The sequence below is a fragment of the Rhodococcus sp. BP-160 genome, from assembly GCF_019836205.1.
Taxonomy (GTDB): domain Bacteria; phylum Actinomycetota; class Actinomycetes; order Mycobacteriales; family Mycobacteriaceae; genus Rhodococcoides.
In genome coordinates this window covers 706,754-729,590 of the sequence record NZ_JABUEK010000001.1, presented here as the reverse complement: position 1 = coordinate 729,590, position 22,837 = coordinate 706,754, and the positions used below count along the sequence as shown (strand labels likewise).

At 68.7% G+C, this 22,837-nt stretch carries 24 protein-coding genes and 1 tRNA gene; 17 read left to right on the top strand and 8 right to left on the bottom strand.

Annotation, left to right across the window (positions count from 1 at the left end; genetic code table 11):
• Nucleotides 1-74 precede the first annotated feature (74 nt).
• Nucleotides 75-3,764, top strand: a complete 3,690-nt coding sequence (gene mfd / locus HQ306_RS03385; RefSeq protein WP_374197698.1) for a transcription-repair coupling factor — start codon at nucleotides 75-77, stop codon at nucleotides 3,762-3,764.
• A 7-nt stretch (nucleotides 3,765-3,771) separates the two neighbouring features.
• Nucleotides 3,772-4,779 carry a MazG family protein gene (locus tag HQ306_RS03380; RefSeq protein ID WP_081821037.1) on the top strand — a complete coding sequence of 336 codons (1,008 nt, stop codon included), beginning with the start codon at nucleotides 3,772-3,774 and terminating at the stop codon, nucleotides 4,777-4,779.
• Between the two features lie 4 nt (nucleotides 4,780-4,783).
• On the opposite strand, the gene efeB is transcribed toward HQ306_RS03380, so the two are convergent.
• From efeB to efeU, 3 genes are all read right to left on the bottom strand, one after another.
• Complete coding sequence (gene efeB, locus HQ306_RS03375) at nucleotides 4,784-6,064, bottom strand: iron uptake transporter deferrochelatase/peroxidase subunit (protein ID WP_222627603.1); 1,281 nt, start codon at nucleotides 6,062-6,064, stop codon at nucleotides 4,784-4,786.
• Nucleotides 6,045-7,184 carry an iron uptake system protein EfeO gene (gene efeO / locus HQ306_RS03370; RefSeq protein WP_222627601.1) on the bottom strand — a complete coding sequence of 380 codons (1,140 nt, stop codon included), beginning with the start codon at nucleotides 7,182-7,184 and terminating at the stop codon, nucleotides 6,045-6,047. The genes efeB and efeO overlap by 20 nt, the downstream gene beginning before the upstream one ends.
• An 88-nt stretch (nucleotides 7,185-7,272) precedes the next feature.
• Complete coding sequence (efeU, locus tag HQ306_RS03365; protein WP_222628966.1) at nucleotides 7,273-8,115, bottom strand: iron uptake transporter permease EfeU; 843 nt, start codon at nucleotides 8,113-8,115, stop codon at nucleotides 7,273-7,275.
• A gap of 207 nt (nucleotides 8,116-8,322) precedes the next feature.
• On the opposite strand from efeU, the gene HQ306_RS03360 reads away from it, so the two are divergent.
• The 5 genes from HQ306_RS03360 (at nucleotide 8,323) to HQ306_RS03340 (ending at nucleotide 12,650) form a co-directional block, all read left to right on the top strand.
• On the top strand, nucleotides 8,323-9,078 hold the full coding sequence (locus HQ306_RS03360; RefSeq protein WP_056447111.1) for a lytic transglycosylase domain-containing protein: 756 nt from the start codon (nucleotides 8,323-8,325) through the stop codon (nucleotides 9,076-9,078).
• A gap of 178 nt (nucleotides 9,079-9,256) precedes the next feature.
• Complete coding sequence (gene eno / locus HQ306_RS03355) at nucleotides 9,257-10,552, top strand: phosphopyruvate hydratase (RefSeq protein WP_027504061.1); 1,296 nt, start codon at nucleotides 9,257-9,259, stop codon at nucleotides 10,550-10,552.
• A gap of 8 nt (nucleotides 10,553-10,560) precedes the next feature.
• Nucleotides 10,561-11,142, top strand: coding sequence for a septum formation initiator family protein (locus HQ306_RS03350; RefSeq protein WP_222627599.1), 582 nt, complete (start codon nucleotides 10,561-10,563; stop codon nucleotides 11,140-11,142).
• 48 nt (nucleotides 11,143-11,190) lie between these two features.
• On the top strand, nucleotides 11,191-11,706 hold the full coding sequence (locus HQ306_RS03345) for a DUF501 domain-containing protein (RefSeq protein WP_027504060.1): 516 nt from the start codon (nucleotides 11,191-11,193) through the stop codon (nucleotides 11,704-11,706).
• Nucleotides 11,703-12,650 carry a Ppx/GppA phosphatase family protein gene (locus HQ306_RS03340; RefSeq protein ID WP_222627597.1) on the top strand — a complete coding sequence of 316 codons (948 nt, stop codon included), beginning with the start codon at nucleotides 11,703-11,705 and terminating at the stop codon, nucleotides 12,648-12,650. The genes HQ306_RS03345 and HQ306_RS03340 overlap by 4 nt, the downstream gene beginning before the upstream one ends.
• On the opposite strand, the gene HQ306_RS03335 is transcribed toward HQ306_RS03340, so the two are convergent.
• On the bottom strand, nucleotides 12,651-12,995 hold the full coding sequence (locus tag HQ306_RS03335) for an MmcQ/YjbR family DNA-binding protein (protein WP_222627595.1): 345 nt from the start codon (nucleotides 12,993-12,995) through the stop codon (nucleotides 12,651-12,653).
• Nucleotides 12,996-13,141: 146 nt separating this feature from the next.
• Here HQ306_RS03335 and HQ306_RS03330 point away from each other — a divergent pair, with 146 nt between their 5' ends.
• The 8 genes from HQ306_RS03330 to HQ306_RS03300 all read left to right on the top strand — a co-directional run bounded on the left by HQ306_RS03330 (nucleotide 13,142) and on the right by HQ306_RS03300 (nucleotide 17,791).
• Nucleotides 13,142-14,575 (top strand): short-chain fatty acid transporter, encoded by a 1,434-nt coding sequence (locus tag HQ306_RS03330; RefSeq protein WP_056447560.1) that lies wholly within the window; start codon nucleotides 13,142-13,144, stop codon nucleotides 14,573-14,575.
• 42 nt (nucleotides 14,576-14,617) lie between these two features.
• Nucleotides 14,618-15,457, top strand: coding sequence for a sulfurtransferase (locus HQ306_RS03325; protein WP_261769694.1), 840 nt, complete (start codon nucleotides 14,618-14,620; stop codon nucleotides 15,455-15,457).
• A 29-nt stretch (nucleotides 15,458-15,486) separates the two neighbouring features.
• Nucleotides 15,487-15,560 (top strand) — tRNA-Leu (locus tag HQ306_RS03320).
• Nucleotides 15,561-15,757: 197 nt separating this feature from the next.
• Nucleotides 15,758-15,955: a hypothetical protein gene (locus HQ306_RS03315; protein WP_222627594.1), complete on the top strand. Its 198-nt coding sequence runs from the start codon at nucleotides 15,758-15,760 to the stop codon at nucleotides 15,953-15,955.
• Nucleotides 15,952-16,203, top strand: a complete 252-nt coding sequence (locus HQ306_RS03310; RefSeq protein ID WP_222627592.1) for a hypothetical protein — start codon at nucleotides 15,952-15,954, stop codon at nucleotides 16,201-16,203. Before HQ306_RS03315 ends, HQ306_RS03310 begins: the two co-directional genes overlap by 4 nt.
• Before the next feature lie 17 nt (nucleotides 16,204-16,220).
• Complete coding sequence (locus HQ306_RS22035) at nucleotides 16,221-16,550, top strand: hypothetical protein (protein ID WP_261769870.1); 330 nt, start codon at nucleotides 16,221-16,223, stop codon at nucleotides 16,548-16,550.
• A complete protein-coding gene (locus tag HQ306_RS03305) occupies nucleotides 16,514-17,050 on the top strand; it encodes a GAF and ANTAR domain-containing protein (RefSeq protein WP_261769832.1) in 537 nt (178 codons plus the stop codon). The genes HQ306_RS22035 and HQ306_RS03305 overlap by 37 nt, the downstream gene beginning before the upstream one ends.
• A 60-nt stretch (nucleotides 17,051-17,110) precedes the next feature.
• Nucleotides 17,111-17,791: a haloacid dehalogenase type II gene (locus HQ306_RS03300; RefSeq protein ID WP_222627588.1), complete on the top strand. Its 681-nt coding sequence runs from the start codon at nucleotides 17,111-17,113 to the stop codon at nucleotides 17,789-17,791.
• Between the two features lie 138 nt (nucleotides 17,792-17,929).
• Here the strand turns inward: HQ306_RS03300 and HQ306_RS22030 are convergent, their stop codons facing one another.
• From HQ306_RS22030 to HQ306_RS03280, 3 genes are all read right to left on the bottom strand, one after another.
• The gene (locus tag HQ306_RS22030; RefSeq protein ID WP_261769692.1) at nucleotides 17,930-18,598 is read right to left on the bottom strand and encodes a VOC family protein; all 669 of its coding nucleotides are present in this window, start codon (nucleotides 18,596-18,598) and stop codon (nucleotides 17,930-17,932) included.
• Between the two features lie 100 nt (nucleotides 18,599-18,698).
• The gene (locus HQ306_RS03285; RefSeq protein WP_222627586.1) at nucleotides 18,699-19,625 is read right to left on the bottom strand and encodes an aldo/keto reductase family oxidoreductase; all 927 of its coding nucleotides are present in this window, start codon (nucleotides 19,623-19,625) and stop codon (nucleotides 18,699-18,701) included.
• A gap of 48 nt (nucleotides 19,626-19,673) precedes the next feature.
• A complete protein-coding gene (locus tag HQ306_RS03280; protein ID WP_374197697.1) occupies nucleotides 19,674-20,903 on the bottom strand; it encodes a DUF3500 domain-containing protein in 1,230 nt (409 codons plus the stop codon).
• Nucleotides 20,904-21,079: 176 nt separating this feature from the next.
• Here HQ306_RS03280 and HQ306_RS03275 point away from each other — a divergent pair, with 176 nt between their 5' ends.
• Together HQ306_RS03275 and HQ306_RS03270 are read left to right on the top strand one after the other, a co-directional pair.
• Entirely contained in the window at nucleotides 21,080-22,009 is a 930-nt protein-coding gene (locus HQ306_RS03275) for a glycoside hydrolase family 43 protein (protein ID WP_222628944.1), read from the top strand.
• Between the two features lie 24 nt (nucleotides 22,010-22,033).
• Nucleotides 22,034-22,450 (top strand): hypothetical protein, encoded by a 417-nt coding sequence (locus HQ306_RS03270; RefSeq protein WP_222627584.1) that lies wholly within the window; start codon nucleotides 22,034-22,036, stop codon nucleotides 22,448-22,450.
• 22 nt (nucleotides 22,451-22,472) lie between these two features.
• Here HQ306_RS03270 and HQ306_RS03265 read toward each other — a convergent pair whose 3' ends face one another.
• Entirely contained in the window at nucleotides 22,473-22,811 is a 339-nt protein-coding gene (locus HQ306_RS03265; RefSeq protein ID WP_222627582.1) for a hypothetical protein, read from the bottom strand.
• Nucleotides 22,812-22,837: the final 26 nt, after the last annotated feature.

Below are 22,837 nucleotides of genomic sequence, written 5' to 3'. Positions count from 1 at the left end.
CGATCGATCTCCGTGAGGGGTGTCGAGCGTTGCGGGTGCACGATCGTGTCGTCTTTCCGTCAGGAGTTCTGCTGGTGTCCTCGCCGTCCGTCCATGTTTCTCCCGCGCAGACCCCGGACGACGGTGCGGGCCGGATGTCGGGCCTGCTGGAATTCGCACTGCGTGACGCGTCGCTGGCGCAGATCGTCGATCTGTCCGGCCGCCGCGAGGCCACCCTGGTGGCACCCACTCCGGCACGGGCGTTCATCGCTGCGGCCATGTCCCGCACCACACCGGTCCTGCTCGTCACCGCGACGGGCCGCGAGGCCGACGATCTGACGGCCGAGCTCACGGAGATGGTGGGCGGCGCCGTGGCGCAGTTCCCGTCCTGGGAGACGCTGCCGCACGAGCGTCTGTCTCCCGGAGCGGACACCGTCGGTCGTCGTATCGAGGTGCTGCGGCGCCTCGCCCGGCCGGAGGACGCCGACTACGGCGTCCCGCTGAAGATCATCGTCACCACCGTGCGCTCGGTGCTCCAGCCGATGGCGCGTGGACTGGGCGAGATCGAGCCCGTCGGCCTGCGCGTGGGGGCGGAGTTCGACTTCGAGGAGTTGCAGAAGCGACTGGTCGAGCTGGCCTACACGCGTGTCGACATGGTCGGCAAACGCGGTGAGTTCGCGGTGCGCGGCGGCATCCTCGACCTGTTCTCGCCGACGGCGGATCACCCCGTCCGTGTCGAGTTCTGGGGTGACGAGGTCACGGACCTGCGCGCCTTCTCGGTCGCGGACCAGCGCTCCATCCCCGACGTGGAGGTCGACACGGTCATCGCGCCGCCGTGCCGGGAGATGATTCTTGACGAGGCCGTACGGGAGCGCGCGGCGCGTCTCGCCGCCGACAACACCGGCGACCCGATCCTGGTGGAGATGCTCGAGAAGATCTCCGCCGGCGTTCCGGTCGAGGGCATGGAGGCGTTGCTGCCGGTGCTGAAGGCCGGCGGCCTCGAACTGCTGACCGACGCGCTGCCCGACGGCGCGCACGTGCTGGTCTGCGATCCGGAGAAGGTGCGTACGCGCGCGACGGATCTGGTGCGGACCGGCAAGGAGTTCCTCGAGGCGTCGTGGACTGCCGCGAGCATCGGTGCGGCCGCACCGCTCGACACCGCAGCGCTGGACACCAGCAGCGTGACGGACGAGAGCGCCGTCCTCGACCTCGATCTCAGCGCGTCCGCGTACCGGTCGCTGCGGCAGGTCCGAGAGTCTGCGGAGGCGGCCGGTCGGCCGTGGTGGACCGTGGGTCCGCTCGCCTCGGGCAGTGACGAGGAGATCGTGCTCGACGTCGACGCGGCGCCGGACGTGCGCGGCTCCGAGGAGGCACTCGCGACGCTCTTCCAGATGTTCACGGCGCACCTCGCGTCCGGCGGCCGCGTGGCCGTCGTCGTCGCGGGCGCGGGAACGGCGCAGCGCACGGTCGAACGCCTGCGGGAGGCCGGTGTGCCGGCGCTCCCTCTCGATGCCGGTTCCGAGCCCGGCCCCGACGTCGTCGGCGTGATGTGCGGGTCGTTGCACTCGGGTCTCGTCCTGCGTGACGCCGGCCTGGTGGTGGTGACGGAGGCCGATCTCACCGGCAACCGGGTCGCGGCGGCCGGCGACGGCAAACGCTTGCCCGCCAAGCGTCGCAATCAGGTCGATCCGCTCGCGTTGACGGCCGGCGACATGGTGGTCCACGACCAGCACGGCATCGGCCGCTTCGTCGAGATGGTCGAGCGGACCATCGGCGGGGCACGCCGTGAGTACCTCGTCGTCGAGTACGCGCCCAGCAAGCGCGGCCACCCGGGCGACCGCCTCTTCGTTCCCATGGAGTCGCTCGACCAGTTGTCCCGCTACGTCGGCGGGGAGATGCCGAGCCTGAGCAAGCTGGGCGGATCCGACTGGACCAACACCAAGCGCAAGGCCCGCAAGGCCGTCCGCGAGATCGCAGGGGAGCTCGTCCAGCTCTACGCGGCGCGGCAGGCGGCGCCCGGTCACGCGTACGGGCCGGACACCCCGTGGCAGAAGGAGATGGAGGACGCCTTCGCGTTCACCGAGACCGTCGACCAGATGACCGTCATCGACGAGGTCAAGGCGGACATGGAGAAGCCCGTCCCGATGGACCGAGTGGTCATCGGCGACGTCGGTTACGGCAAGACCGAGGTCGGCGTCCGGGCGGCGTTCAAGGCCGTCCAGGACGGCAAGCAGGTGGCGGTGCTCGTTCCCACCACCCTGCTGGCCCAGCAGCATCTGCAGACCTTCACCGAGCGGATGGCCAACTTCCCGGTGACGGTCAAGGGGCTGTCCCGGTTCTCCGACGCCGCCGAGTCGCGGGAGACGTTCGCCGGCCTCGCGGACGGCACGGTGGACATCGTCGTGGGCACGCACCGATTGCTGCAGACCGGTGTGCAGTGGAAGGACCTCGGGCTGGTCATCGTCGACGAGGAGCAGCGCTTCGGCGTCGAGCACAAGGAGCACATCAAGGCGCTGCGCACGCACGTCGACGTCCTGACGATGTCGGCGACACCGATTCCGCGCACGCTCGAGATGAGCATGGCGGGCATCCGCGAGATGTCGACCATCCTGACGCCGCCCGAGGAGCGTCACCCCGTCCTGACCTACGTCGGTGCCTATCAGGAAAAGCAGGTGGCGGCGGCGATCCGCCGTGAGCTGCTCCGTGACGGCCAGGTCTTCTACGTTCACAACCGCGTGAGCAGTATCGACAAGGCCGCCGCGAACATCCGACGGCTGGTGCCGGAAGCGCGCGTCGTGGTCGCACACGGTCAAATGAACGAGGACGCGCTCGAGAAGACGGTGCAGGGGTTCTGGGAGCGTGAGTTCGACATCCTGGTCTGCACCACCATCATCGAGACGGGCCTCGACATCTCCAATGCGAACACGCTGATCGTCGAGCGAGCCGATTCGTTGGGTCTGTCCCAGCTCCACCAGTTGCGTGGGCGTGTGGGTCGCAGCCGGGACCGTGGCTACGCGTACTTCCTCTACCCGCCGGAGAAGCCGCTCACCGAGACGGCGTACGACCGGTTGGCCACCATCTCGCAGAACTCCGACCTGGGCGCCGGTATGGCGGTGGCGATGAAGGACCTCGAGATCCGCGGCGCGGGCAACGTGCTGGGCGCGGAGCAGTCCGGCCACGTCGCCGGTGTGGGATTCGACCTGTATGTCCGACTGGTCGGCGAGGCGGTGGAGGCGTACCGCGCCGTGGCCGACGGCCGCCCCGTCACCACCGACGAGGCGCCCAAGGAGGTGCGCATCGACCTCCCCGTCGATGCCCACATCCCGCCGGACTACGTCACCAGCGACAGGCTCCGACTCGAGGCGTACCGCAAGCTGGCCGCGGCGCAGAACGACGCCGAGATCCGCGCGGTCATCGACGAGCTGACCGACCGCTACGGGCCGGTGCCGGCCGAGGTCGCCCGGCTCGTGGCCGTGGCCGTCCTGCGCATCCTGTGCCGTTCCTACGGCATCGTGGACGTGCAGATGGCGGGGACCATGGTGAAGTTGGCGCCGATGGACCTACCCGACTCCAAGCAGATACGGTTGAAGCGGCTCTACCCCAGCGCACAGTATCGGGCGACCACCGGCACGGTGCAGATCCCGATTCCGCGTGTGGCAGGTGGTGGAGTCGGTTCGGCCCGTGTCCGCGACGAGGAACTTCTGCAGTTCGTCGCCGACGTGCTGCTCGCGATGGACGGGCAGCCCGCGGGCTCCGTACGAGTCGAGCAACCGATCGGGGTGTGAGCGCGCGATGACGATTCTGCTGCTGGATCCCCTGCGGCCCACCATGGTGCCGGTGCAGGCCGTGACGTTGCTGGACAAGCCCGTGGGCTTCACCGAAGAGGTGCCGGTCTCCATCCGCTGGCGCCTCACGGGGTTCACCTCCGCGGGCGACGACGAGCCCGAGGTGCTCATCAGCACCAGCCGCGACAACCCCGACGTCCAGGAACGCATCACGCGCGGCGAGGACGTCATCGAGGTGCCGGTACCCCGCGGCGGCAACCTCGCCGAGGCCGTCTTCGTCATCGACAAACTGCGCTCACTCGGCGGATGGGAGGCGCAGCAGACGCACGAGTCGCTGCGCGGGTACCTCCTCGAGGAGACCTACGAACTGCTCGATGCCATCGAGACCGGCGATGCGGACTCCATCCGGGAGGAGCTCGGCGATCTGCTGCTGCAGGTCATCTTCCACGCGCGCATCGCCAAGGACGCGGGCGCCGAGGCGTTCGACATCGACGACGTGGCGTCCACCCTGGTGGCCAAGTTGACCCACCGCAGCCCGCACCTGGCCGACACGTCCGGCGCCCCGATCGACATCGGTGCGCAGGAGAAGGCCTGGGAGGAGCGCAAGGCCGCGGAGAAGGTACGCGCGTCGTGTCTCGACGGCATCGCCATGGCGCAGCCGTCGCTCGCGCTCGCCCAGCAGGTCATCACCCGAGCGGTCAAGGCCGGGCTCCCTCAGGACTTCGTCCCGGAGTCCATGCTCTCGGTGCGCATCGACATCTCGGGTGATCACGGCGCCACCAGCGCCGAGGACTCGCTGCGCCGCACCGTCAACGAGTTCGTGGCCGACGTACGGGCCGCGGAGCGCGGCGCCGCCATGGACGGAGTCCGATCGGCCGAGATGGACGCACGAGCGTGGTCCAAGTACTGGCCGGGAACCGACATGTTCGGCCGACCGCTCGCGGCGACGGGGACGGACGACGCACGCGTCGCCGCGTCCCACCATCGGCCGCAGGCGGACGAGAAGAACCGCTGACCGTCTAGCCGAAGAGCGTCGAGCCCCAGTATTCCTCGGTACCTTCCGGAACTCCCGGTGGGCAGGCGAAGACCGCCGAACCGACGTGGGAGATGTACTCGTTCAGGGCATCTCGTCGCGCGAGAGCTTGCTGCATCGGCACGAACTGGGTCTGCGGATCGCTGCAGAAAGCGACGAAGAAGAGCCCCGCGTCGAGGTGGCCGAAGCCGTCGGAGCCGTCGGTGAAGTTGTACCCGCGGCGAAGAATCTTGATGCCGCCCAACGACTCCGACGACGCCAGTCGTACGTGCGCGTCCTTCGCGATGGTCGAGGAGCCGAGGTCGACGGTGTCGAACTCGGCCGTGCCGCCCAGTGGCGCGCCGGTGGCCTTGGACCGACCGATGACGCGTTCCTGTTCGCCGAGCACCGCGCGGTCCCACGGTTCGATCTTCATCCGGATGCGCCGCGCCACGAGGTAGGTGCCGCCCGTCATCCAGTCGGACTCGCCGCCGTTCACCCACACGTGCTCGTCGACGGTCGCCGCTTCCTCGGCCTTGATGTTGTTCGTGCCGTCCTTGAAGCCAAAGAGGTTGCGCGGTGTCGCCTGGGCGGTCGACGTCGACGCGGTGCGACCGAAACCGAGCTGCGACCACCGCACCGACGCGGTGCCGAACGCGATGCGCGCGAGATTGCGGATGGCGTGCACCGCCACCTGCGGATCGTCGGCGCAGGCCTGCACCGCGATGTCGCCACCGCTCCGCGCCGGGTCGAGGTCGTCGCCGGGGAATCGCGGAAGATCCTGCAGTGCAGCCGGTCTGCGGTCACCCAAGTCGAACCTGTCGAAGAACGACGGGCCGAAGCCGATGGTCAGCGTGAGGTTGGACGGCATCAGGCCGTAGGCCTCGCCGGTGTCACCGGGCGGCTCGTACTGTCCGCCGCCGACCACGCCACCGGGCACCGACTCGGCGCCGACGGTGAGACGTTCGGCCATCGCCGTCCACTTCGTGAGCATCGCGACGATCTCGTCGCGCGAGGTGGTCGTCACGTCGAAGGTGACGAAGTGCATGCGGTCCTGTGCGGGCGTGACGATGCCCGCCTGGTGGACGCCGCGGAACGGCACCACGGCCTCGGCCGCGTCGGCGACCACGGGTTCGGGTGCGGTCGACCGGCCCAGCGCGGCACCGGCGCCGACCGCGAGTGCGCCGGCTCCCACGCCACCGAAGAGCGCGCGGCGCGAGAGGCGTCGACTCGGCGGGGTGGCGGCGGCGTCCGTGTCGGACGTCCGCTCAGGCGCCCGCGACGACACCCTGGACCTGGCTCACCGACGCGGACAGGGCGTCGATCTTCTTCGACAGGTCCTGGCGCTGCGGCTCGGTGACCGTGTCGTAGGAGACGAAGCCGTCACCCCGGCGGTACTTCGCGAGCTCGGTGTCGAGTTCGGCGAATCGCTGCTCGATGGTGGCCGCGAGTTCCGGGTTCCGCTCGGACAGCACCGGAGCGAGAGCCGCCACCGCTGCCTGCGATCCGTCGACGTTCGCCTGGAAGTCGTACAGGTCGGTGTGGGAGAAGAAGTCCTCCTCACCGGTGATCTTCGTCTGGGCGACCTCGTCGAGGAGGCCCTGTGCGCCGCCCGCCACCGTGATCGGGTCGATCACGAAGTCGGGGGACTGCACGCCCGCGACCAGTTCGTCGACGTCCGCCTTCAACTGCGCGGCGATCGCGTTCGTGTCCGGCTGGAGCCCCTGTGCCCACAGGTCCTTCTCCAGGCGGTGGAACCCGGTCCACTCGGCACCCGGCTCGACGTCCGGCTCGCGCAGGTCGATGCGGGGGTCGAGATCGTCGGGGAAGCTCTCCGCGACGGGTTCGATGCGCTCGTAGTAGGTGCGGACGAGCGGGAACTGGGCCTTGGCGCCCTCGACGTCGCCGGACGTGACCGCGGTGACGAACGACGCCGTCGTCTCCTGCAACGCCGTGACCTGGCTGACGACGTAGCGCTTGTAACCGTCGGCCGCCTCGGCGAGCGTCCCGTCGGCGTCGGACTCCTTGGCGTCACCCGTGACGACGAAGTCGCCGCGGAGGCCGTCGCCGACCATGCCCGGCTTGCAGGCGGTCTGGTACGTGGCGGGCTCGGGCAGCGCGACGATGAGCTGGCGGGAGACGCCTGGCCCGATGTTCTCGATCTCGCCCATGACGCGGTCGCCCTCGCCGTAGACGTAGAACTCGGTGACCTTGGAGCCGTTGTTGGTCACCTGGAAGGTGGAGCTGCCCGTCTGTGCACTCGTCGTACCGACGTCGCACGAGCTGTCGGTCGCGTCGACCACGATGTCGCCGCCCTCGGCCGAGGTCGCGGCCTCCTTCTCGGTGCAGGCCGTGAGTGCCAGCGGCAGCGCGGCGGCGCAGAAGAGGAGGCGGGTGGTGGTGCGCATTTCAGTGGTGCCCTTTCGGGAGCGGGAAGGCCGGAGGCCGGTCGGTAGTGGAGCGGGAAGGCCGGAGGTTCTGGAGCAGATGTGTGGGTCAGGACGCGGCGGGTTGTGGCTGCGGTGCGGTGACTCGTGGCACGGCCTTCGGCCGCCGGAGGAACAGGGGCAGGACGACGACGAGGTAGAGCACCCAGGCCGCGACCTGCAGAACGGTCGGCTCGGGGCGGAAGTTGAAGATGCCGGCGACGACGGTGCCGTACCAACTGCCGGCGTCCCAGGTGTCGCTGATGTCGAACGCGGTCGCGCTGCCACCGGGGAGAATTCCGCCGATCTGCAGAGCCCGCAGTCCGTACGCCAGGATTCCGGCGGCGACGAATACGAGGAAGACGCCCGTCCAGCGGAAGAACCGGGCGAAGTCGATGCGCACTGCTCCGAAGTACAGGACGACGGTGAGGAATGCAGCAACGGCGATTCCGGCCAGCAGGCCCAGCAGCGGCCAGGAACTGCCGTTGGTGTTCTCCGCGTAGCCGACCATGAGGAGCGCCGTCTCGATCCCTTCGCGCCCGACCGCCAGGAAGGCGAGCGATGTGACGGCCACCGGCCCGACGTCGAGCGCGCGGGCCATGCCGGCCTTCAACGTGCCGGAGATGGAGGCGGCGGCCGACCGCATCCACAACACCATGCCGGTGACGATCGCGACGGCGATCAGCGAGGCGATGCCGGCGATGATCTCGGCGGTGAGGCCCGTGACCGTCGAGGTGCCGAGGTGGATGACGGCGAACACGACGACGACCATGCCCACGGCGGCCGAGACACCCGTCCACACCCACTTCAGCGCGTCGCGGCGGTCGGACTTCACGAGGAAGGCGACCAGGATCATCACGACGATCCCGGTCTCGAGTCCCTCCCGGACGCCGATCAGTCCACTGCCGACCATCTGCGTCACGACGGACGGCGCGGACGCGACGACGGCGACTGTGGACACGGCGGGATCTCCCGGGTTCGAGTGGAGTGGGGCGTCTTAGGCAAGGCGACCCTCATACGAAAGGTGAACATACACCGGCTTCGGGGTGCGAAACAGCCGCCGACCAGGACTTTTGAAGACCTTTACCCTTCTATTACTTTGACTCGGGATGATGGAGGCATGCTCCCACCGCGCTCCCGGCGCCTCCGCGTCGTCGCGGCTGCGCTCGCCACGGCCGCCGTCGTCTCCGGCTGTGGTGCCCTCGATCTGGATCCGGGCAGACCCGCGGTGGAGATCCCCGAGGGAATCCCGCCGGGGCCCGGAGCGCCCGTGCCGCCGATCGACGTGGACGCGCCCGGTCGCTCGGCCGACCTGCTCGCCGGCTGGGCGGAACCGCTGGTCGACCCCACCGGAATCGGCCGCACCGCGCTCGAGGCCTACGGCCACGCGGCCGCGGTCATGGCCCGCTCGTCACCAGGGTGCGGTCTGGCCTGGACCACTCTCGCCGGGATCGGCCGTATCGAGAGTCGTCACGGCACCTTCGGTGGATCGTCCGTCGGTCCCGACGGCACCGCGACCCCGCCGATCCGCGGAGTGCCCCTCGACGGCACCGCCGGCAACGCGGAGATCGCCGACACCGACGGCGGAGAACTGGACGGCGACACCGTCTTCGACCGCGCCATGGGACCCATGCAGTTCATCCCCGAGACCTGGCGCAAGTGGGGCGTGGACGCCAACGGGGACGGCCGCGCCGACCCCGACAACCTCGACGACGCCGCGCTCACCGCGGGGCGTTACCTCTGCGCCCGTGGGGGAGACCTCACCACCGCGGAGGGGTGGCAGGCCGCCCTCATGGCCTACAACCTGTCGGGGGTCTACCTGAGGGACGTCCGCGACGCGGCCTCCGCCTACTCCGTCGGTGCCCGGCCGTCCTGACGTCGACCTCCTCCGGCCTGCCCGCCTGACTACCGACCGGCCTCCGGCCTGCCCGCCTGCGCGTCGAATATCGAGCGCGGCGGCTGCGGCGGCTAGTCTGTCTTCGAGCCGCGCCCGACCACGGGTGACCGGTTCGCGCCCGAAGCTGTGTGTTCAACGCCTGACTAGGAGTTCATTCGTGGCCATCATCGAACAGGTCGGAGCTCGCGAGATCCTCGACTCACGTGGCAACCCCACGGTCGAGGTCGAGGTCGCGCTCGACGACGGCACGCTGACCCGTGCAGCGGTGCCCTCGGGCGCCTCCACCGGTGAGCACGAGGCCGTCGAGCTCCGCGACGGCGGCGATCGCTACGGCGGCAAGGGTGTCGAGAAGGCCGTCAACGCCGTGCTCGACGAGATCGCGCCGGCCGTCATCGGCCTCGACGCCATCGAGCAGCGCACGGTCGACCAGGCACTGCTCGACCTCGACGGCACCGCCGACAAGTCGCGCCTCGGCGCGAACGCCCTGCTCGGCGTTTCGCTCGCCGTGGCCAAGGGTGCCGCGGAGTCCGCCGGACTGGAGCTCTTCCGTTACCTGGGTGGACCCAACGCCCACATCCTGCCGGTGCCGATGATGAACATCATCAACGGTGGCGCCCACGCCGACAGCGGCGTCGACGTGCAGGAATTCATGATCGCCCCCATCGGTGCGCCGACCTTCAAGGAGGCCCTGCGCTGGGGCGCCGAGGTCTACCACGCACTGAAGTCGGTCCTCAAGGCCAAGGGCCTGTCGACCGGGCTCGGCGACGAGGGCGGTTTCGCCCCCGACCTCGCGGGCACCAAGGCCGCACTCGACCTCATCTCGGAGGCCGTCGGCAAGACCGGCCTCACGCTGGGCTCCGACATCGCTCTCGCGCTCGATGTCGCCGCCACCGAGTTCTTCACCGCCGGAACGGGATACGCCTTCGAGGGCAACACCCGCACCGCGGAGGAGATGTCGGCGTTCTACGCGGACCTGCTGAACCAGTACCCGCTCGTCTCCATCGAGGATCCGCTCGACGAGAACGACTGGGACGGCTGGGTCGCCCTCACCGACAGCATCGGTGACCGGGTCCAGATCGTCGGCGACGATCTGTTCGTCACCAACCCGGAGCGCCTCGAGGAGGGCATCGTCAAGGGAGCCGCCAACGCTCTCCTGGTGAAGGTCAACCAGATCGGCACGCTGACCGAGACCCTCGACGCCGTCGATCTCGCGCACCGCAGTGGCTACCGCACGATGATGAGCCACCGCAGCGGCGAGACCGAGGACACCACCATCGCCGATCTCGCCGTCGCCGTGGGCAGCGGACAGATCAAGACCGGTGCCCCGGCTCGCAGCGAGCGTGTCGCCAAGTACAACCAGCTGCTGCGCATCGAGGAGGCACTCGGCGACGCCGCGCGCTACTCGGGCGAGCTGGCGTTCCCGCGGCTCGACTTCACCTCGAAGGACAGCTGAGCTCACCGATGGCGGACCGGGACTCTCGACGCAGTGCGGCACGGCCGGGTGGCCGTTCGCCGCGCCGTGACGCGCGTCCCGGTCGATCCACGCACCGCGACGGGTCCGGGTCCTCGCAGCCCCGGACCGTCGCCGGCGCGGTCAACGACGTCGTCACCGAGGGTGCCGCACTGGTCGGTCGGCGCGGACGCCGCCGCGGCGGCGAGAAGAAGGAGCGCACGTTCCTCGGCCTGTCGACGGGCAAGGCCGTCGTTCTCGCCGTGGTGATCTGCGCTCTCGCCCTGACTCTCGCAGTTCCGTTGCGGACGTACATCTCCCAGCGCGGGGACGCCGCCCAGGTGGCCGCCGAGCGAGTGGCCTTGGAACAGCGCGTGGCCGAGCTCCAGATCCGCAAGGACCAGACCGACGATCCGGCCTACATCACCGCACAGGCACGCGAGCGCCTCGGTTACGTCATGCCCGGCGAGACCCCCTATCAAGTCCAGTTGCCCGGCGCGCGTGCACGATCGGACATCGAGAACGATCCGCCGCCGCCCCCGCCCGGACCCTGGTACAGCGACCTGTGGTCCACGGCGACCACCCCACGGTGACGCCTCGGCGCACGCCGATCCACCCGATCCGGAAATGAGTCAGACCCAGTGAGCGACGTGTCGCGCGAAGACCTCGACGCCGTGTCCGCCCAGCTCGGACGAGAGCCGCGCGGCGTGCTCGAGATCGCCTACCGCACCCCGGACGGCCGTCCCGCCGTCGTCAGGACGGCGCCGAAGCTGCCCGACGGCACGCCGTTCCCCACCCTCTTCTACCTCACGGATCCGCGTCTGACGGCCGAGGCGAGCCGCCAGGAATCCGCCGGTGTCATGCGCGAGATGACCGAGCGGCTGCAGCAGGACGAGGAGCTCGCCGCGGCCTACCTGCGTGCCCACGAGGCGTATCTGGCCGAGCGCAACGAGATCGAGTCGCTCGGAACCGATTTCACCGGCGGCGGGATGCCGGACCGGGTCAAGTGTCTGCACGTGTTGATGGCGCACTCGCTGGCCAAGGGGCCGGGTGCCAATCCGCTGGGCGACGAGTCGGTGGCGCTGGCCGCCGAGGGGCCCCTGCGTGGCACGGCCCTGCCCGCGGACTGGCCCACCATCGAGGAGCTCCGAGCATGAGGGTCGCTGCGATCGACTGCGGAACCAACTCCATCCGCCTGCTCGTGGCCGACGTGGACGACGACGGTCTCCGAGACCTCGCGCGTGAGATGCGTGTGGTCCGGCTGGGGCAGGGTGTCGACGCGACCGGGTCGTTCGCACCCGAGGCGATCGACCGCACCGAGGCAGCGCTGCACGAGTACGTCGACATCATCACCGAGCTGGGCGGTGTCGACGCGGTGCGCATGGTCGCAACGTCGGCCACGCGCGACGCCGACAATCGTGATCTGTTCTTCGACATGACGCGCCGGACCCTCGCCTCCGTCGCGGACGGTGCAGTGGCCGAGGTCATCTCGGGCGACGAGGAGGCTCGTCTGTCCTTCGCCGGGGCGGTCGGCGATCTGGATCCGGACGAGGGGCCGTTCCTGGTGGTCGATCTCGGCGGCGGCTCCACCGAGCTGGTGCTCGGAGATGCCGACGGTGTGCGCGCCGCCTTCTCCGCCGACATCGGATGTGTTCGGCTCACCGAGCGGTGCCTGCGCACCGATCCACCCACCGAGGCCGAGCGCAGGGCAGGGCAGGCCTTCACCTCGGAGCGCCTCCAGCCGGCGTTCGACGCGGTACCCGTGAAGGATGCCCGCACCTGGGTCGGGGTTGCCGGGACCATGACCACCCTCTCGGCCGTGGCACAGAATCTTCCCGCCTACGATCCGCACGCGATCCACTTGTCGCGCATCCCGTTCACCGATCTGCGCGACGTCTGTGATCGTCTGCTCGGCATGACGAGAGCGGACCGTGCCGTGCTCGGCCCGATGCATCCCGGTCGCGTCGACGTCATCGGCGGAGGATCCCTCGTCGCGGCCACACTCGCCGAGCACATCGGTGCCGAAGCCGGAATCGACAGCCTGGTCGTGAGCGAGCACGACATCCTCGACGGGATCGCTGTCAGCGTCGCCGGGCGATGATCATTCCGGTCTCGGCCCGAGCTTCCTGACGGTCACCGGAGCGCGGCACTCCCACGCTTCCTCGATCAGGTCACGAAGCTCGTCGACGTCCACCTCGGGCAGTCGCACGAGCACCGACGCGTGACCCTCGTAGTGCTCGGTGGTGAAGAACGCTGCCGGGTTCGAGCTGATGAGGGCCTCGCGGTCCTCGACGCTCGGTCTGCGGAGCAGCAGAACGTCGGGCATCTCGTGGACCCGTGCGAACAGTCGGTCCTTCACGCGGAAGCCGGGAGTGCCGTACGACGGCTTCTCCGTCACCTCGCGCAGCGCGAGTGCGATACGTCGGACGTCGTCCTCTGTCGCCATGGACGCAGTGTGCCACCTGCAGTCCTGCATCGCCGCAGATCGAGGGTGCAGTGATGCCTCTTGCCTTCGGGCGGACGCACGGGAAGGGTCGATCGAGGCCGTTGTGGTCCCCGACACACCGATCGCTCGACGACCAGGAGGTCACCATGGCAGTCCGCGACACCGACGCACCCGCGGAGAAGGGTCTGGCGCGAACAGCCCAGGCACTGGCCCGCGGCACCGAGAAGTGGTTCCCCGACGCCTACATCTTCGCGCTGGTCGGCGTGCTCGTGGTGGCGATCGCCGCGTTCGCGAACGGATCGTCGCCGCAGAACGTGGTCGACGCGTTCGGCAACGGATTCTGGGACCTGACGGCGTTCACTCTGCAGATGGCCATGGTCGTGCTCACCGGGTACGTCGTGGCCACGTCGCCACCCGTGGCGCGGCTGATCACGAGACTGGCCGCGCTGCCGAACAATCCACGCACGGCGGTCAGCTTCGTCGCGCTCATGTCGTGCTCGGTGTCGTTTCTGAACTGGGGTCTCAGCCTCGTCTTCGGTGGACTGCTCGCTCGTGCCATCGCCCGGCGACGCGATCTGAGCGTCGACTACCGCGCGCTCGGCGCCGCGGCGTTCATGGGCCTGGGCGCGGTGTGGGCACTGGGCATGTCGTCGTCCGCGGCGCAGCTCCAGGCCACCGCGAGCTCGCTCCCGCCGGCCCTGCTCCGCATCACCGGAGTCCTGGACTTCGGCACCACCATCTTCACGTGGCAGTCACTGGTCATGTGCGTGATCATCATCGTGCTGACGGTGATCATCGCGCACCTCTCCGCTCCCACCGGTGCGGCGATCAAGACCGCCGAGGCCATGGACGTGAATCTCGACGACACCATCGCCGAGCCGCCGACGCGCACCCGTCCGGGCGAGTGGCTCGAGTACAGCCGCATCCTCCCGATCCTCGCCGGGGCGATGACGCTGGGATGGCTGGTGTCGCAACTGCTCTCGAAGCCCGTGCTGTCGGTGGTGAGCAGCCTCAACGGCTACCTGCTGGTGTTCCTGATGCTGGGACTCGTGCTGCACGGCACACCGCGACGGTTCCTCGATGCCGTCGCCAAGGCCGTACCCGCCACAGCGGGGATCCTGGTGCAGTTCCCGCTGTACGCCGCGATGGCCGCGATTCTGACCACATCCGAAGGGCGGGGCGGAGTCACGGTGTCCGAGCACCTGGCCACGTTCTTCACCGAGGTCGGCGGTGGCGGAGCCTTCGCTGTGGTCATCGCCGTCTACACCGTGATCCTGGGACTCTTCGTCCCGTCGGGCGGAGGCAAGTGGTTGGTCGAGGCGCCGTACGTCATGCAGTCCGCCACCGACGTGCAGATGAACCTCGGCTGGACCGTGCAGATCTACAACGTGGCCGAGGCGCTACCCAACCTGATCAACCCGTTCTTCATGCTGCCGTTGCTCGCCGTCCTGGGTCTGCGGGCGCGCGATCTCATCGGATTCACGTTCCTGCAGTTCCTCTTCCACTTCCCGGTGGTGCTGCTGCTCGTCTGGCTGCTCGGGACGACGTTCACCTTCGAGCCGCCCGTGATCCCTGCCTGACCGAGCGGTGCGCGCGGCACACCGAGTCGTACTCTGATCGCCATGTCGGAGATCCTGGTGACCGTGTCGGAGTTGTCCGCAGCGCTGCCGTCGCCGCGTCCGCCCGTGCTGCTCGACGTCAGGTGGGCACTGGGTGATCCCGACAACCACCAGCACTACCTCGACGCGCACATCCCCGGCGCCGTTTTCGTCGACCTGGGCTCGGAACTCGCCGGTCACGGGGAGCCCACCGAAGGGCGGCACCCCTTGCCCCGACTCGACGATCTGCAGATGTATGCGCGGCGATGGGGCATCGACGCCGACTCGTCCGTCGTCGTCTACGACGCCACCGGCAACATGGCTGCGGCTCGGGCGTGGTGGCTGCTGCGCTGGGCGGGCGTCGAGACTGTGCGCATGCTCGACGGTGGACTCGGCGCGTGGCAGGCGGCCGAACTACCCACGCGGTCGGGCGAGGAGACCGCGCCGCGGGCTGGAGACGTGACGCTGTCCGAGGGCCATCTGCCGACGGTCACGGCAGACGCTGCCGCCACATTCCCCGGTCGTCTTCTCGACGCACGTGCGGGGGAGCGGTACCGCGGGGAGGTCGAGCCCGTCGATTCCCGTGCCGGCCACATTCCCGGCGCTCTCAGCGCGCCGACGTCGGACAACGTGACCGTCGACGGGACCTTCGTAGCACCCGATGTACTGCGCGATCGGTTCGCGGGCATGGGTATTCGGCCTGGCGACGAGGTGGCCGTCTACTGCGGTTCCGGTGTGACCGCGGCGCACGAGATCGCAGCGCTCGCACTCGCCGGTATCGATGCGGCCCTGTTCCCGGGATCCTGGTCCGCGTGGTCGTCGGATCCCGCGCGACCGGTCGAGACGGGACCAGGCGTCTCCTGAACGGCCCACGATAGGCTGGCCTCGAGCAGGCCCCTATAGCCCAATTGGCAGAGGCAGAGGACTTAAAATCCTTGTGTTCCGGGTTCGAGTCCCGGTGGGGGCACCGACACCGTCCTTCCGTCCTCTCGGCACCCCACGTCGATACGTTCGTGGTGTTTACAGGAACTCCCTACGGGTATCGACCTGACCCAGCGGTCGATGCTCCGAGCCGCGCGCTCGTTCCCGGCCGGGCGACGGCCGGAGACCAGGCATCGGCCCGACTGTTCCACGACTCGTCCGGTGTCGGAAAGGGAGAACGCCATGGTGTCGAGAGCAGACGACATGGACCGGACGGCCGACGTCGACGACGTGGTGGCGATCGTGCAGAGACGACGCGCTGCCGTACGAGAGAACGCCCCCGCAGAAGAGGTGTTCAGATTGATGGCACTCGAGCGACTGCTCGCCGAGCGTCGTCGAACGGGCGGCGGGCTGCCCGCGACGCTGAGCGATGCGTCATGACCGGGGACATCGGCGTCGAGGTGGACCAGGTGTTCGAGGCCCGGCCGTCACGGGGATCGATGTACATCCCGGTCGACCTCATCCCGTTGCTCAGCGCCCACTTCGCATCGCACCGCGACAGGTTGCTCGAGTGCGGTGACACCTGGCGCGCCGCGCGAGCGGAGCGAGTGCTCGACGAGTTGGCGAATGCCTTCACCGTGGGCGTGGCCCGATCGGACACCGGAGACGCGGCAACCGACGAGCCCTGAAAGGACTCGGTGATCTCATGCTCGAGAAGCACTGTGAGGACGACGCACGGCACATGGCTCGGAGCCCCTCGGATGCGGCTCTGACCTCCGTCGCCGAGGTGGTCGGGAAGATGACCTCGTTCCTCGAATCCATCGGAGACGTGGACGCGACGCTGGAGCAGATGTGCGACAACCTCGTCGACGCCGTACCCGGAGCCGACGCGGCAGGCATGACAGTCATTCGACGGGGAAGACCGGTGACGATCGTGGTACCGACGGGTGCGTCCGAGCTGTCGACCGTGCTCAGTACGACGCCGACGAGGGCCCGTGCCTGGAGGCCGCGGCGACCCGGACGCCGGTCCGTGTGACGAGCGGGGTTGCCGCGCAGAGGTATCCTGAGTTCTGGACACGGAACGCGGACACGGGAATGCGGAGCTTCCTGTCCACACCGGTGTCGGTGGGCGATGAGCGCTACGGGGCTCTCAACCTCTACAGCCGGAGCGATCACGGGTTCGAGTACGCGGACGCGGACACGTCGACGATCTGTGTCACCGTGGTGGAGTCGTTGCTCGCGATCGCCCGGCGAGCCGACGACGCCCAACGTCAGGTGGACGGTCTTCGAGCGGCGCTCGAGTCACGCGCGGTCATCGATCAGTGCAAGGGCATCGTCATGGTCGTCCTCGACATCACGGACGATCAGGCTTTCGCACTGATCAGGTGGCGGTCGCAGGAGACGAATACTCCAGTTCGGCTGTTGTGCAGACAGATCCTCGCCGATCTCAGTGCTGAACCACTGGGCGAGGGACTCGAGTCCATTGTGGGAACCGTCCTCATGACCGCGCACACCCGGGTGGCGGCGGGCGGGTGACAGTCGGCGACACGGATGGGCTCGGGGTTGGCGTCTCCCCGCGTCGGGTACGCCGGTGGCATGGCAGAACCCGTTGCTCCTGATGTCGTCGTGTTCGATGTGGTCGGCACACTCGCCGATCTCGACATCGTCCGCGACAGGTTCATCTCGGTGGCGCCGCCGTCGTCGTCGTTCGACGGATGGTTCGCGCACCTGTTGCGTGACGGCATGGCGCTGACCCTGTCCGGTGCGTACGAGCCGTTCGCCGTCGTGGCATCGTCCGCTCTGCGGGCGTACACCCGTGGGTTCGTCTCCGACGCCGACATCGAGCACGTCGTCGGAGGGTTCGCCGAGACGACACCGCACCCGGACGTCGTCGCGGCACTCGACGCCGCTGTCGCCAGTGGTGCGCGAGTGTTCACCCTGTCCAACGGAAGCGCGGACTCGACAGCAGGGTTCCTCGACCGGGCGGGTGTGACCGATCGGGTCGAACGAGTGCTCAGCATCGACGACGTCCGCGCGTGGAAGCCGGCAGCGGCGCCGTACGAGCTGGCGGTGTCGAGCGCCGGAGTCACCGCGGACCGGTGCGCGATGGTGGCGGTGCACTCCTGGGATCTCCAGGGCGCAGGACGCGCGGGAATGCGCACCGGATGGTGCCGCCGCGAGGAGAAGGTGCCCAGTGCCGCCTTCGGCGAGGCCGACGTCTCGTCGCCGACGCTCGACGGTGTGGTGCGTGCACTGTTCGACTCGACCGACGAGTGAACAGCCACTGCCAATCGACGACGAACAACGGCACGCCGGCCGCGCAGAGCGAATCCGGTGCACTGAACCGCGTACAGCGCGGACTGCTGCACCGGATTCCACCGCCCGATCGAGCGCTGGGCCACCGCGCCGGACTCGTCATCGGTCGGACCACACCATCGTCGTGATGCAGAACGGATGTCCGGCCGGATCGAGGAGAACAGCCCACCGAGAGTCGACCTGTGACTCGGACTGTCGCGCGCCACAGGTTTCTGCGTACCGGACTGCACCGGCCAGGTCGTTGCCCGCGTCGATGTCCAGATGCATCACGGCGGTTCCGGGCCACTCGGGAGGTGTGTACTCCTCGACCTTCTGCGCCACCAGGACGAGCCCCTCATCGGTGCGCATCCCGGACGCCTGGTCGTCACCCCAGAGTCGACGATCACCGAGGAGGGCCAGATAGAACCGAACGAGTTCCTCCGGATCGGCACAATCCAGAGAGATGCCTGCGGTGCGTAACGGCCCCCTCGTCGTCGGGGCGACGTCGCGCTCGCGCTCCACGACGTACCGCCGTCCGATGCCCGCCGTCCGTCTGCCCCACTCACTCGACGAGACTCGCTCCTGATGTCGTGCGAAGGCGGCGTCGTCGGTGAAGTACTCGTCCACCTGCCACACGAGGGGGTCGTCGCTCTGCTGGACGTCGAAGGACACGCACCCGGGTTCGGCCCGGGTCAGCTCGACATGGCGGGGCAGACACTCCGACACGACGGCCGACTCGGCATCGTCCCGACAGATCAGCTGACCGCTGAGGTGGACGTGCGGGCGCATGCGCTGCTCCTCGTCGATGTGCTACTGAGGGGTGTTCGACGACGATTCTCTCCTGCGGGCGCGGGAATCCCGGTGTTCGGGAGTGCATGGTTCACCGGCATCACGGCAACGTGTGCCCTGCAGCGCGGAAGAGGCGGTACCACTGCTCCCGGCTCAGAACCACGTCCGAACCGGCGGCAGCTTCCCGCACGCGGCCGGGGTTGGTGGTTCCGAGCACCACTTGAATGTTCGCCGGGTGCCGGGTGATCCACGCGGTGGCGATCGCGGTGGGCGTGGTTCCGAACTGGGAGGCGAGCTCGCGGAGCGCGTCGTCCAGTTCGGGGTAGTTCTCGCGATCACCGAGGAACACGCCGTCCGACGTCCCCTTCTGGAACGGTGACCACGCCTGCAGAGTGACGCCGTTCAGTCGCGCGTGATCGAGCAGACCGTTGTCGCGGTCGACCGACTGCTCGAGCCCGGCGATGTTCGCCGCGAGACCGGCCGCCACGAGCGGTGCATGCGTGATGCTCAGCTGGACCTGGTTCACGATCAGAGGCTGTCGCACCTCGGTCTTCAGCACCTCGATCTGTCCGGGAGTGTGGTTCGAGACTCCGAAATGCCGCACCTTGCCCGCCGTGTGCAGCGTGTCGAAGGCCGCCGCGACTTCGGCCGGCTCCACGAGGGTGTCCGGCCGGTGCAGCAACAGGACGTCGAGGTGATCGGTACGCAAGGCGGCGAGAGACTCGTCGACGGTGGTCAGGATGTGCTCGGACGAGAAGTCGTAGAACCCTTCTCGGATGCCCACCTTGCTCTGGACGATGACGTCGTCTCGATCCGATGCGAACGACACGGCGTCGCCGAACCTGCGCTCGCAGGCGTGACGATCGCTGCCGTAGATGTCCGCGTGGTCGAAGACCGACACTCCCGCATCACGCGCGGTGCCGACGAGTGTTCGAATCTCCTCGTCGCTCAGCGTCTCGATGCGCATGAGGCCGAGCACGACGCTGGACGCGCGGAGATCGGTGCCGGGTAGCTCGTAGGTCTTCATCTGCACCTGACTACCCGCCGCGAACCGCCCGGCGCAACCGTGGAATCGTCAGAAGCCCCCACCCGGCATCGCGCCGCCGCCCATTCCGGTCGACTCCTGTTGCGTGACACTGTTCGCGTAGTCGTTGCTCGGGTCGCGGTAGATGGTGTGGACGTGGCCCCACCCCGAGGTGGTGACGCCCGCGACGTCCGCCCCGGCCGAGCCCTGCTGTGCTGCGAACTCGACGTAGACGTCCGGTCCGCTGATCTGGAAGTGGATTCCGTCGCCCTGGCTCATGTCGTAGGTGGTCGCGCCGGACCAGTTCACGTAGGTCGTGTCGAGCGTCGCCTCGATGGTCGCGAGCGCGTCGGCGGTGGTCTCCTCGTCGGCCATGCCGGCCCAGTTCGCGATGACCTGCAGGAGCAGTTGCTTCTGCTCGTCGGTGAGGTCGGCGCCGGAAAGTCCGGTGCCGGTGGGGAAGTCGCAGGTGCTGCCGGGCGCGCACACCATGGCCGCGACGTCCGATCCCTGGTACAGGGTGGTCTTCTGCTCGTCGGTGAGGCTGTCGTAGAAGGCGAAGGCGTCGGTGCAGATGCCGTCGAACGGCTGCACGTCGGTGCCGTCGGCAGTGGTGTACTCGGCGGGTTGGACGCCGAGGTGGGTGGGGGCGAAGGTGACGGCGTCGGCGGCGCCGTAGAGGGTGGCGTTGATGCCGAGGTGGTGTCCGCCGAACTGGATCTCCCAGGCGCTGGTGGCGGACGGGTCGCCGAAGAAGGCGATGTAGTACTGGCCGAGTGAGTCCTCGGTGGAGGTGCTGTTCTCGTGCAGGTACTCGTCGCCGCCCATGATGCCGGTGACGGTCGAGTAGGCGTCGTCGCCGAGCAGCGACTCGAGCACGGTCATGGCGGCGGCGCGCTGCTCGTCGGTGAGGTCGGCGAGGTTCAGGCCGGCGCGGTCGACGAAGGTGACGGGGAAGTTGGACCAGGACGTCGTCTTGGTCTCGTCGTCGTAGGCATAGGTGACCTGCTCGCGCTGCGCGTCGGTGAGCGTCGCCAGGAAAGCCTCGGCGGCCGTGGCGCTGTCGCTGATCGTGGCCGCGGTGGTGGTCGCGCCCTCGGTGACGGAGGCGGTGGACACGGCGGCCTCCTGGCTCGTGGTGGCGGAGGCCGGTGTCGCCGCGTTCTCGGTGGCGGCGCTGCAGCCGCCGAGCAGCAGACTGCCGGCCACGAGAACAGAGGCGAGGGCCGTGCGGCTGCCTCGCGGGAAACCGGCGGGTGTGGGAGTTCTGTAGAACATCATGGGTCGGACGTTACGAATGCTTTCTGCACCCGCGGTGCGAGGACGCTGGACGTTTCCTGTGAACGACCTGCGTAACGATCCAGCACCGATGTGAATCCTGGTGCGGATGAGACAGATGGGACTGGGAGACTGCATCGGTGACGACCCTCCGACGCAGGCGACTGTCCGGCCTACCGATGGTGCTTCTCGCCGTGGCGAGCCTGCTCGTCGCCGCCCCGGCGAGCAGTGCTGCCGCTCCAGCGGAATGGACCTACACGATGGTCGCGTTCAGCAATGCCAGCGACCGTGACCTCGACGTGTATCGGTCGTCGGACGGGACCACGTTCACGCCGGAGCGTACGTCCGCGTTCCGACCGCCGTCGGGACTGATGCGGGACCCCAGCATCTTTCGCCACACCGACGGGTCGTACCGCCTCACCTACACGACGGCCGACGGTGCGAACATCGGCTTCGCTCGCAGCCCGGACCGGGTGAACTGGACGTTCACAGGTACCCAGCCGGTGCCGTTCTGTTGCGCGTTCATGCCCGGCACAGGAGACGGCAAGGGCCCACGCATCCCGTTCCTCTCCGAGTCGGCAGGCTTCGCCGACGGCCCGTCGCTGTCGCCGTTCGTCACCAAGGCCTGGGCTCCGGAATGGTTCGTCGACGGCGACAAGGTGCACGTCGTCCTGTCGTTGTCGACCGGCGGCGGCTTCGTGCCGTACCTGATGACGGCACTCGACGACTCTCTGAGTTCGTGGAGCATTCCGGTGCCACTCGACGGGATCGGAGCCGACCACATCGACACGACGATCGTGAAGGTCGGATCCACGTACCACGCGTTCACCAAGAACGAGACGAAGAAGTTCGTCGAGCATGCCGTCGCGCCGACCGTGCTCGGGCCCTACCGCTTCGTCGCCCCCGGCGCGTGGGGTTCCATGGTCGAGGGTCCGGCCCTGGTCCAGCTGCCGAACGACGTGTGGCGCATCTACCTCGATGCCTACATCGACGGGAAGTACCTGTACTCCGACAGCACGGACGGTCTCGCCACATGGTCCCCGGTGCAGGAGCTGCCCGGGGTGTCCGGAACCGCGCGGCACTTCGGTGTGATGCGAGAACCCGCGTGATCCGCACCGGACGTCGCTGACGACGTGGGACGAGTCGTCGCCGCGGGACTCACCGGTGTCCTGCTCGGTCTGCTGCCCGGGCTGCTGTGGATCGTGTCCGCCTTCGTCGGTCTGCCGCCCGACGCGTCCGTGGCGTTCCCCGTGGACGGGTTGCTCGTCCTCTACGGGGGGAGCGTCGCAGCGGCATACGTTCTCGCACTGCTCGCCGTGTTCCTCACGCTGAGGCTGACCTCCGATCCTCTGGTCCGGCGCACGACGACGGCGGTGGCAGTGGCGCTTCCCCTCGGCGCGGTGGTCGCGACGGCGGCCGCACTGGGAGCAGGCCTGCTGTTCTCCTTCGACGCGTCCGTGACCATGTGGTCCGCCCTGACGATCGTCGTCGTGCTCGTCCTCGCGAGCACCTTCGCCGGCGCACGACGCTGGGCGCACACCGACCGGTGAACGCCGCGCGGACCCAGCGTCGTCAGGGCTTGCCGCGTGCCGGGGTCTGGTACGCGACGCCGTGCCGGAGCGGCGTGTGGTCGGTGGGGGAGTGCTCCGGACCGACGTTCGACTGCCGCGGGGTGTCCGACACCTCGGGAGCGGCGGACGGGTCCCCTCCGGAGGGTTCGGCTCCGGCGCGCAGTTCGCCGAGGCGAGCAGTGAGAATCTTCAAGACCTGAGGGCGATTCGCCGCATCGCGCTCGTGAGCGATCAGCCGCTCCATCTGATCCTGATCGAGTGCTCGGCAACGGTGCTGAATGGTCCCCACCGTGAGCTGGTCGTAGTCGGGTAGTGGTGTGGTCGCGTCGTCTGCAGTCATGGGTGCGGCCTACCCGAGCTGTCACG

Bases quoted from the DNA above. Each gene is read 5' to 3' on its own strand.
- efeO (WP_222627601.1), bottom strand. From the start codon at position 7,184: ATGCGCACCACCACCCGCCTCCTCTTCTGCGCCGCCGCGCTGCCGCTG.
- HQ306_RS03265 (WP_222627582.1), bottom strand. From the start codon at position 22,811: ATGACTGCAGACGACGCGACCACACCACTACCCGACTACGACCAGCTC.
- HQ306_RS03300 (WP_222627588.1), top strand. From the start codon at position 17,111: ATGGCAGAACCCGTTGCTCCTGATGTCGTCGTGTTCGATGTGGTCGGC.
- HQ306_RS03360 (WP_056447111.1), top strand. From the start codon at position 8,323: ATGCTCCCACCGCGCTCCCGGCGCCTCCGCGTCGTCGCGGCTGCGCTC.
- HQ306_RS03285 (WP_222627586.1), bottom strand. From the start codon at position 19,625: ATGAAGACCTACGAGCTACCCGGCACCGATCTCCGCGCGTCCAGCGTC.
- HQ306_RS03310 (WP_222627592.1), top strand. From the start codon at position 15,952: ATGACCGGGGACATCGGCGTCGAGGTGGACCAGGTGTTCGAGGCCCGG.
- HQ306_RS03275 (WP_222628944.1), top strand. From the start codon at position 21,080: ATGGTGCTTCTCGCCGTGGCGAGCCTGCTCGTCGCCGCCCCGGCGAGC.
- HQ306_RS03280 (WP_374197697.1), bottom strand. From the start codon at position 20,903: ATGATGTTCTACAGAACTCCCACACCCGCCGGTTTCCCGCGAGGCAGC.
- HQ306_RS03335 (WP_222627595.1), bottom strand. From the start codon at position 12,995: ATGGCGACAGAGGACGACGTCCGACGTATCGCACTCGCGCTGCGCGAG.
- HQ306_RS03380 (WP_081821037.1), top strand. From the start codon at position 3,772: ATGACGATTCTGCTGCTGGATCCCCTGCGGCCCACCATGGTGCCGGTG.
- HQ306_RS22030 (WP_261769692.1), bottom strand. From the start codon at position 18,598: ATGCGCCCGCACGTCCACCTCAGCGGTCAGCTGATCTGTCGGGACGAT.
- HQ306_RS03340 (WP_222627597.1), top strand. From the start codon at position 11,703: ATGAGGGTCGCTGCGATCGACTGCGGAACCAACTCCATCCGCCTGCTC.
- HQ306_RS22035 (WP_261769870.1), top strand. From the start codon at position 16,221: ATGCTCGAGAAGCACTGTGAGGACGACGCACGGCACATGGCTCGGAGC.
- efeU (WP_222628966.1), bottom strand. From the start codon at position 8,115: ATGGTCGGCAGTGGACTGATCGGCGTCCGGGAGGGACTCGAGACCGGG.
- HQ306_RS03325 (WP_261769694.1), top strand. From the start codon at position 14,618: ATGTCGGAGATCCTGGTGACCGTGTCGGAGTTGTCCGCAGCGCTGCCG.
- HQ306_RS03330 (WP_056447560.1), top strand. From the start codon at position 13,142: ATGGCAGTCCGCGACACCGACGCACCCGCGGAGAAGGGTCTGGCGCGA.
- HQ306_RS03315 (WP_222627594.1), top strand. From the start codon at position 15,758: ATGGTGTCGAGAGCAGACGACATGGACCGGACGGCCGACGTCGACGAC.
- HQ306_RS03350 (WP_222627599.1), top strand. From the start codon at position 10,561: ATGGCGGACCGGGACTCTCGACGCAGTGCGGCACGGCCGGGTGGCCGT.